The sequence below is a fragment of the Luteococcus sp. genome, assembly GCF_043424415.1.
Lineage (GTDB): Bacteria > Actinomycetota > Actinomycetes > Propionibacteriales > Propionibacteriaceae > Luteococcus.
The window spans coordinates 1-9,295 of record NZ_JBHWOO010000132.1 but is presented as its reverse complement, the minus strand read 5'-3'; the positions used below and the strand labels follow the sequence as shown (position 1 = coordinate 9,295).

General features: G+C 69.6%; 6 protein-coding genes. 3 read left to right on the top strand and 3 right to left on the bottom strand.

All coding sequences use genetic code 11. The annotated features are described in order from the left end of the window. Positions 1–63: 63 nt before the first annotated feature. The 3 genes from ACHFFZ_RS08020 to ACHFFZ_RS08010 form a co-directional block, all read right to left on the bottom strand. The gene (locus ACHFFZ_RS08020) at positions 64–2,109 is read right to left on the bottom strand and encodes a PhoX family protein (RefSeq protein WP_394276122.1); all 2,046 of its coding nucleotides are present in this window, start codon (positions 2,107–2,109) and stop codon (positions 64–66) included. A 136-nt stretch (positions 2,110–2,245) separates the two neighbouring features. Then, a complete protein-coding gene (locus ACHFFZ_RS08015) occupies positions 2,246–2,905 on the bottom strand; it encodes a response regulator transcription factor (RefSeq protein ID WP_394276121.1) in 660 nt (219 codons plus the stop codon). Positions 2,906–2,912: 7 nt separating this feature from the next. Next, on the bottom strand, positions 2,913–3,923 hold the full coding sequence (locus tag ACHFFZ_RS08010) for an N-acetylglucosamine kinase (protein WP_394276120.1): 1,011 nt from the start codon (positions 3,921–3,923) through the stop codon (positions 2,913–2,915). 88 nt (positions 3,924–4,011) lie between these two features. Between ACHFFZ_RS08010 and pepN the strand changes: the two genes are divergently transcribed. The 3 genes from pepN to ACHFFZ_RS07995 all read left to right on the top strand — a co-directional run bounded on the left by pepN (position 4,012) and on the right by ACHFFZ_RS07995 (position 9,189). After that, a complete protein-coding gene (gene pepN, locus ACHFFZ_RS08005) occupies positions 4,012–6,576 on the top strand; it encodes an aminopeptidase N (RefSeq protein ID WP_394276119.1) in 2,565 nt (854 codons plus the stop codon). A 166-nt stretch (positions 6,577–6,742) separates the two neighbouring features. Then, entirely contained in the window at positions 6,743–9,010 is a 2,268-nt protein-coding gene (locus ACHFFZ_RS08000; RefSeq protein WP_394276118.1) for a carbon starvation CstA family protein, read from the top strand. Further along, positions 9,010–9,189 (top strand): CstA-like transporter-associated (seleno)protein, encoded by a 180-nt coding sequence (locus ACHFFZ_RS07995; RefSeq protein WP_394276117.1) that lies wholly within the window; start codon positions 9,010–9,012, stop codon positions 9,187–9,189. Before ACHFFZ_RS08000 ends, ACHFFZ_RS07995 begins: the two co-directional genes overlap by 1 nt. Positions 9,190–9,295: the final 106 nt, after the last annotated feature.

The following is a 9,295-nucleotide window of genomic DNA, read 5'->3' as shown; positions in this document are numbered from 1 at the left end:
GCGTACGAGCCACGAGGGCGCCTCCCGGATGGGAGGCGCCCTCGTGTGTTGCTGCCCGGCAGGTCAGCTGCGGGGGCGGCGGTCGGCGCGCTTCTTGTAGACCTGCACCACCGAGGGGCGGGCCACGGTCTTGTCGTAGTCGGGGAACTGGCTGTGCTGCTCGGTGAAGGTGCCGTCCTCACCGGGGTGCTGCACCGAGACGAAGACCGTCTGCTCCTTGTCGCGCACGATCGGGCCGCAGGTCTCGGCCTCGGTCGGCACCGACAGGAACTGGTCGACGCGGCCACGGTCGCGGCCCTCCAGCGTGACGCGGAAGAGGCCGTCGTTGTAGCCGATGCCGTCGGGCGCGCCGTCGGTGGAGATCCACAGGTTGCCGACCGAGTCGAAGGCCAGGTTGTCGGGGCAGGAGATCGGCGAGACGTGCTCGCGCGGGTAGCCGGCGAAGTAGGTGTTCTCGTCGGTGGCGGGATCACCGCAGACCAGCAGCAGGTTCCAGGCGAAGCGGGTGGAGGTCTGGCTGCCCAGCTCGTCGATCTCGACGACGTGGCCGTCGCGGTTCTGGGAGCGCGGGTTGGCCTCGTCGACGCCGGCCTTGCCGGGCTTGGCGCGGTCGGAGTTGTTGGTGCAGGCGACGTAGACGCGGCCGGTCTTCAGCGAGGGCTCGACGTCCTCGCAACGGTCCATCTTGGTGGCGCCCAGCTTGTCGCCGGCCAGGCGGGTGTAGACTAGCACCTGCTCCACGCTCATGCCCTCGACCATGGACTGGCCGTCCTTGACCAGCGGCAGCCAGCGGCCGGTGCCGTCGAAGGCGCCGTCGCTGGGCAGGGCGCCGGTGCCGTCGATCTCCGCGGCAGGCGAGTTGCCGGAAAACTTGGCGACGTACAGGTCACCATCCTCCAGCAGGCGCATGTTGTGGCGCCGGTCGTTCTTGCGGTACTTGCGCTTGCTGACGAACTTGTAGAGGTAGTCGAACTTCTCGTCGTCGCCCGAATAGGCGACCACGTGCCCGTCCCGGGCGACGATGACATTGGCGCCCTCGTGCTTGAAGCGCCCCAGTGCGGTGTGCTTGCGGGGGGTGGAGGTGGGGTCGAAGGGGTCCACCTCGACAATCCAGCCGAAGCGGTTGGTCTCGTTCTCGAAGCCCTCGTTGCGGGTGTCGAAGCGGGGATCGCTGTGCTCCCAGCCGCGCACGGTCTCCTTGCTGGTGATGCCGTAGCGCTTGTCCTCGGCGGAGGTGCCCTCGCCGACGAAGTAGGAATGGAAGTTCTCCTCGCCCGAGAGCAGGGTGCCCCACGGGGTCAGTCCGCCGGAGCAGTTGCCCAGGGTGCCCAGCACCTTGGTGCCCGAGGGGTCGGCCTTGGTCTTGAGCAGGTCACTGCCGGCGGCAGGGCCGGTCATGCGGTAGGCGTCGTCGATGACGATGCGACGGTTCAGGCGGGCGCCCTTGACGTAGCTGTAGGGGCTGGCCGGGTTCTTGCGCTGCAGCTCCACCACCGTCAGGCCGTGGTTGATCATGCCCAGCTCGCGCTTGGTCTCGATCGGCATGTCCTCGGGGAACATGATGTTCTCGTTGGTGTACTCATGGTTGACGAACATCACCGCGCGGCGGCCGTTGCTGCCCGGGATCTCCTGGATCTCGGTGTAGTCGTTGTTGTAGCCGAACTGGCGACGGGCGGCCTTGGCGGTCTGCTTGTTGGCGTCGAAGGCGGGGGCGTCGTCGAAGAGCGAGTCGCCCCAGCGGATGATCGGCTTCCAGGCGTAGCCGGTGGGCACGTTGAGCTCGTCGACGGTGTAGTCGACCGGTGCGATCGGGTCGAAGTTGAGCGGGCTCCTGCTGCCGCGGCGGTTGCGACGGCCCTCGGCCAGCCCGGCGGGGGCGGCGGCGGCAAAGTCGGCGTGGGAGGCGCCGAACAGGGCCACGGCACCGGCGGAGCCGGCCAGCACGCCGCGACGGCTCACCGCGGCCGAGGCGACGTCACGGAAGTAGTCGTTGTCGGTGGTGTTGCAGGTCTCGCCGAGGCACTGGTTGTCGCACTTGAGGGCGCAGGTGACGGCGGAACGCTTGCCGCGCACGTGGTCGATCATCGGGAGCAGACGCTTGGAGTCCATGGGGTTCCTTTCGCACCGGCCCGGGGGCCGTTTCCTGTGGGGCCGCGGCCGTGGGGCCAGCGGGGATGCACGGGAGACTCAAACAGGCGCCGGTGGACTCCAACCGACGCCCGTCTGAACGCGACGTGAACGCCTCTCAGCTGGCCTTGCGGCTGGCCGACGGGCGCATGCCATGCTCCAGGCCCCAGATCACTGCCTGGGAACGGCTCGTGGCACCGATCTTGCGATAGGCGGAGCGGATGTAGGACTTGACCGAGTTGGGGCTCAGGAAGAGGTCCTGGGCGATTTGTTCATTGCTCAGGCCCTGGCAGATCAGCGTGATCATCTCCGATTCGCGCATGCTCAGGCCCTCATTGCGCCCGGGCCAGTCGCGACCCTTCACGCCGTGGTCGGGGTCGAGGTCTGCCGCCACCGCCGAGGCGCCGCGCTCCACGACCCGGTGGCCCTGTTGGATGGTGCGCAGTGCGTGTGCGAGCTCCTGGGCGGTCAGGGCCTTGGACAGCACCCCGCTGGCCCCGGCAGCGAGGCTGTCGTGGACCAGGTCGTCGTCCACCTGCCAGGCGTAGACGGCCAGCCGCGAGGCCGACTGTTCGCTGAGTCGGCCCCGGACGGTCTCGTCGATCGGCAAGGACGAGGCATAGGTATCGAGCAGGAGGATGTCGACGGGGCTGGCGACCGGCACGAGGGTGTCGAGCTCCACCACCTCGATCCCCTCGGCATCTGCCAGCAGGCTCGCCAGACCCTCGATCACAAGGGGGTGGTCATTGACAAGTGCAACACGGACAGGTGGGTTCACCACTGCATTATGCACCCCGGGCCGCCGCCGGACCGCCACTCCCGGCCCTGCCCACGTCGCGCCGCAGCGCCGAGCCCGGGGACAGCAGTGGCAGGCGTGCCGCACCGCGCAGGCCGTCGGTGGTGGTGCGCGTGGGCCAGGCGCCCACGCACTGCTCCTGCACCGTCCGTGTGAAGGACTCGCGCACGTGCGGCGAGTCGAAGACCTTCCCCACCATTCCCACCGGCACCTCGACGGTGCCGTCCAGACCCACCCCGTCCGAACCCACCCCGCTCAGGCCCACCCTGCGCAGTCCCGCCAGCGCCGAACAGGCGAGCTCCTGCCCGGCCCGCTCGCAGATGTCGCGGCAGACCTCGTCGTCGGCGGCCAGCTCGGCGACGGTGCGCGACCAGGCGGCGATGTGGCGCACCCGGTGCGGATCGGCCTGCAGCACCATGTAGGCGCCCTCCAGATCGCCGTCGAAATGCTCCTGGACCGGCGCGGAGAGGGCCGTGGCCGGGCCCCGGCCGTCGTGGGCGCGCATCACCGCGTCCAGGCTGGCGCGGCCGATCCAGTAGCCCGAGCCGGCATCCCCGATGAGGTTGCCCCAGCCGTCCACCCGGGCCACCTGCTCGTCCCCGACGGCCAGGGTCACCACGCCGGTGCCGGCGGCCACCACCACCCCGGTCCGGTCGCCCAGCGCGCCCAGGTAGCTGGTGATCGAGTCGTGCGCCAGCAGGACCTTGTGCACGCCGACGCCGACCGCCTCGGCCAGTTGGCCGGCGTCCTCACCGGGGGTCAGGCCCGAGCTGCCAACGGCCAGCACCACCGGTTCCCGGCCCAGCAGACCCTGCGCCGTGGCCCGGTCGAGCACCTCGCGGGCCATGGCAGCCAGCTGCGGCACCACCGGCCGGTCGGTCACCACGCCCTCGCCCTCGTGGTGCAGCAGCACCCGGTCATCGACGGTGAGCTCGGCGCGCACGCCGGTCTGGCCGGCATCCATCACCAGTACCGGGAGGGGGGATGTCGTCGCCATCATGTCCCCAGCCTAGGCTGGGTGGTTGGTATGGCCGTGACAAGGGCCGCAAGTGCTTGCGCCCTGCGGCGAGCAGTGTTTGGCTGGCACGGTGACCACTACCAACATCGCCCGTGACGAGGCCGCCCGACGTAGTGCCGGCCTGACCGTCGAGAGTTACCACACCACCTTGCACCTGCTGGGGGCAACCGACCCCGAGCAGGCCCGTTTCGGTGTGCACTGCGTGGTGCAACTGGAGTCCACCATCGAGCAGACCTTCATCGACTTCGTCGACGGTGCCGTGAACCACCTGGTCGTCAACGGCGAGGTTCAGAAGGTCGTCGACTACGACGGCGCCCGGCTGCAGCTGTCCCTGGAGCAGGGGCGCAATGTCGTCGAGATCCACGCCGAGGGCACCTATTCGCGCTCCGGGCAGGGCCTGCACCGCTTCGTCGACCCCATCGACCAGCAGACCTACCTGTACACCCAGTACGAGCCGGCCGATGCCCGTCGCGTCTTCCCCAACTTCGAGCAGCCCGACCTCAAGGCAGTGCACCACATCACGGTGCTCGCGCCCGAGGGCTGGCAGGTGCGCTCCAACCAGCCGCGGGTATCCGGCGGCCCGGTCACCAATGACGACGGAGTGACCGGCGTGCGCCACGCCTTCGCGCCCACCCCGAGGCTGTCGACCTACCTCACCTGCGTGGCCGCCGGACCCTGGGCAGAGCAGACCGACCGATGGAGCTCCGGCGACGGACTCGAGGTGGAGCTCGGTGCCCTGTGCCGCCAGAGCCTGGCCGAGCACTTCGACGCCGAGGCGATCTTCACCCTCACCAAGCAGGGCATGAACTTCTACCATGCTGCCTTCGGCTTCCCGTACCCCTGGGGCAAGTACGACCAGGTCTTCGTGCCCGAGTACAACCTGGGCGCCATGGAGAACCCGGGCCTGGTCACCTTCACCGAGCACTACATCCACCGCTCGGCCGCCACCCGTGCCCAGTACCAGAACCGCGCCAACACGATCCTGCACGAGATGGCGCACATGTGGTTCGGCGACCTGGTGACCCCGGCCTGGTGGGACGACCTGTGGCTCAAGGAGTCCTTCGCCGAGTTCATGGGCGCCCATGTCAGCGTCGAGGCCACCGAGTTCACCGACGCCTGGGTCGCCTTCGCCGGACGCCGCAAGGACTGGGCCTACAACCAGGACCAGCTGCCCACCACCCACCCGATCGTCGCTGACATCCCCGACATCGAGGCCGCCAAGCAGAACTTCGACGGCATCACCTACGCCAAGGGTGCTGCGGTGCTCAAGCAGCTGGTGGCCCACGTCGGCATCGACGACTTCTTCGCCGGCGCCCGCGACTACTTCCAGGCCCACGCCTTCGGCTCCGCCCGCCTGGCCGACCTGCTCAAGGCCCTGGAGCAGGCATCCCAGCGCGACCTGCAGGAGTGGTCGCGGCGCTGGCTGCAGACCGCCGGGCCCGACAGCCTGGTGCCCCAGGTCGAGTGCGCCGACGGGAAGATCACCCGACTGGCCGTGCGCCAGCACTCGGTGGACGCCCGCGACGGCCAGCACGTCGGCCGCCCGCACACTCTTTTGGTGGGGCTCTACCGGCTCGACGGCGACCGCCTGGTGCGCAGCGACCGCATCGACCTGGAGCTCGACGGCCGCGAGCTCACCGAGGTGCCCTCCGCCGTCGGCCTGGCCGAGCCCGACCTGGTGCTGGTCAACGACGAGGATCTCACCTACGCCAAGGTGGGCCTCGACGAACGCTCCCTGGCCACCGTCAAGCAGCACCTGGGAAGCCTCGACGACGCCCTGGCCCGCGTCCTGGTCTGGTCCTCGCTGTGGAACCAGACCCGCGACGCCGTGCTCCCGGTCGTCGACCACCTGGACGCAGTCATCGCCCACGGCCTGGCCGAGAGCGACATCGCCACCTTGTCGGTGCTGCTGGCCAATGCCGAGTTCGGCATCAACCACTACCTGCCCGAGCAGCGCCGCGAGGAGCAGGCCGGCCGCCTGGCGGAGGCCGTCTGGCAGGCCCTGCAGGGCGCCGAGCCCGGCAGCGACCGCCAGCTCGCCCTGGCCCGAAGCCTCGCCTCGCTGGCGCGTCGCGTCCCGGCCGCCACCGACCACGTCGGGGCACTGCTCGACGGCAGCGAGGTCCCCGACGGGCTCGAGGTCGGCTCGGAGCTGCGCTGGATGCTGGCCACCGCCATGGCGGCACAGGGCCGCTGGGGCGTCGCCGAGCTCGACGAGGAACTGGCCCGCGATCCCGGCAAGGACGGCGTCACCGCCCGCCTGGGTGCCCTGGCCGCCCGCCCCGAGGCCCAGGTCAAGGCCGAGGCCTGGCAGCAGCTGCACACGCCGCTGGCGCTCAGCAATGACCACGTCGACGCGATCATCGCCGGGCTCAACGCCCCCGGCCAGGGGCACCTGCTGGCCGATCGCGCCGACGGCTACTTTCACGGACTGCCCACGGTCTGGCAGCAGCACGCCATCGAGATCGCCCAGCGCCTGGTGCGCGGCCTCTTCCCCGACACGCCCGATGCTGCCGACCGTGCCGATGCCTGGCTGCAGGCGCATCCGCAGGCACCCGGTGCGCTGCGCCGGCTGCTGCTGGAGGGCGCCGATGCGGCCCGTCGCTCCGCCGGGGCCCAGGACTTCAACGCCTGACCCGAAGCACCACGGGATGGTCCCCGGACCGCTCCGACGATGCCCGCCGCCCCACCCGGGTGCGGCGGGCATCACTGCCTTGTCTAGAGTCGAGCCCAGGAACCAGTGGCGGTTCCCGGCCAGTGCGGCATCCTCGTCGCGGCCCACCCCTTCCCCTGAGGTAGACATGAGCACCGTCATCCCCAGCAAGGCCCGCACCGACATTCCTCCCACCTCGCTCGACGAAGAGGTGATCAGCCGGGAACGGCGCCTCACACCCCGCCAGATGGTCGTGTGGGGTCTGATCGCCCTGCTCGGAGCAGTGGCCTGGGTGGAGATCGCCATCCTGCGCGGCGAACAGGTCAACGGGATCTGGTTCGTCTTCGCTGCCGTCTGCAGCTACCTGATCGCCTACCGCTTCTACTCCACCTTCGTCGAACGGGTGCTGATCAAGCCCGACGACCGTCGCGCCACCCCCGCCGAGTACAACTACAACGGCCACGACTACGTGCCCACCGACCGGCGCATCCTGTTCGGCCACCACTTCGCCGCCATCGCCGGAGCCGGGCCGCTGGTCGGCCCCATCCTGGCCGCCCAGATGGGCTACCTGCCCGGCACCATCTGGATCATCGTCGGCGTCATCTTCGCCGGCGCCGTGCAGGACTACGTGGTGCTGTTCGCCTCGATGCGCCGCGGCGGACGATCCCTGGGACAGATGGCCAAGGACGAGCTCGGGCTGGTCGGGGGCTTCGCCGCCCTGCTGGCCACCCTGTCGATCATGCTGATCATCGTCGCCATCCTGGCGCTCGTGGTGGTCAACTCGCTGGGGGAGAGCCCTTGGGGCGTCTTCAGCGTCGGCATGACCATCCCGATCGCCCTGTTCATGGGCCTCTACCTGCGCTTCATCCGTCCCGGACGGGTGATGGAGGTCTCGGTGATCGGCTGCGTGATGCTGATGGCCGCCATCATCGGCGGAGGCTGGGTGGCCAACACCGGCTGGGGCCAGGCCTGGTTCCACCTGGACCGCCCGACCCTGGCGTGGATCGTCATCGGCTACGGCTTCATCGCCGCCGTGCTGCCCGTCTGGCTGCTGCTGGCCCCGCGCGACTACTTGTCCACCTTCATGAAGGTGGGCGTCATCGTCATGCTCGCCCTGGCCATCATCGTGGTGCGCCCCGAGATCACCGTGCCGGCCGTCAGCGAGTTCGCCAGTCGCGGTGACGGGCCGGTCTTCAGCGGCAAGATCTTCCCCTTCCTGTTCGTCACCATCGCCTGCGGTGCCCTGTCCGGCTTCCACGCCATGATCGCCTCGGGCACCACGCCGAAGATGGTGGAGAAGGAGCGCCAGACCCGCCTGATCGGCTACGGCGGCATGCTGATGGAGTCCTTCGTCGCAATCATGGCCCTGGTCGCCGCGGTCAGCATCGACCGCGGCATCTACTTCGCGATGAATGCGCCCGCCGCCGCCACCCAGGGGACTGTCGAGGGGGCGGTGCAGTTCGTCAACTCGCTGGGCCTGTCCGGCGTGCACGTGGATGCCGCGACGCTCACCGAGACCGCTGAGAACGTCGGGGAGCACTCCGTCGTCTCGCGCACCGGCGGCGCCCCCACCCTGGCCGTCGGCCTGGCGCACATCATGCACCAGGTCTTCGGCGGCAAGGCGATGATGAGCTTCTGGTACCACTTCGCCATCATGTTCGAGGCCCTGTTCATCCTCACCAGTGTCGACGCCGGCACCCGCGTGGCCCGCTTCATGCTGCAGGACGCGCTGGGCAACGTCGCGCCCCGCTTCCGCGATCCGGGCTGGAAGCTGGGGGCCTGGTTCACCACCGCCGTCATGGTGGCCGGCTGGGGCTCGATCCTGGTCATGGGCGTCACCGACCCGCTGGGTGGCATCAACACCCTGTTCCCGCTCTTCGGCATCGCCAACCAGCTGCTGGCCGCGATCGCCCTGAGCATCTGCACGGTGATCTTCGCCCGCAAGGGGGCCCGCGGCACCCTGCTGGTGCTGGTGGTGCCGACCATCTTCACGGCCGTCATCACCGTCTACGGATCCTGGCTGAAGATCTTCTCCAGCGACCCGAAGGTCGGCTACTTCGCCAACCACCGGCTCTACGCCGACGCCATCGCCGCCGGCAAGACCTCGCTGGGAGGGGCCAAGACCCCCGAGGCGATGCAGGCGGTGTCCAACAACACCATGGTGCAGGGCAGCCTGTCGGTGCTCTTCGTGCTGTGCGCACTGGTGGTCTTCGCGGTGTGTGCGCTGCGCACCGTCCAGGCCCTGCAGGCAGGACGTGGCGTCGAGCAGCTCGACACCGAGGACCCGGCGCTCCCGGCGCAGCTCTACGCACCCGCCGGCCTGGGCGCCTCGGCGGCCGAGAAGGAGCTGGAGGCGCAGTGGAGTGCCTTCCACGCCGCCAATCCCGACGCACACCTGGTCAGGTCGGGGCACTGATGGACTGGCTGCGACGCCTGTCCCGGCTGGCCAACGGCGTGCTGGGCGCCGACCGCTACGAGCGCTACCTGCAGTGGCACCACACCACCGGTCAGGCCGGGCCGCCGATGGAGCGCGGCGAGTTCTGGCGCCACGAGTACCACCGCCAGGAGCACAACCCCGGCAGTCGCTGCTGCTGAGGCACACCGGTTGCCGGCAAGGACGATGGCGCCGCCCCACGGCTGGGGCGGCGCCATCATCGAGTAACCGGTAGATTGTTCCCGTGGCCGACACCGTTGACACAAC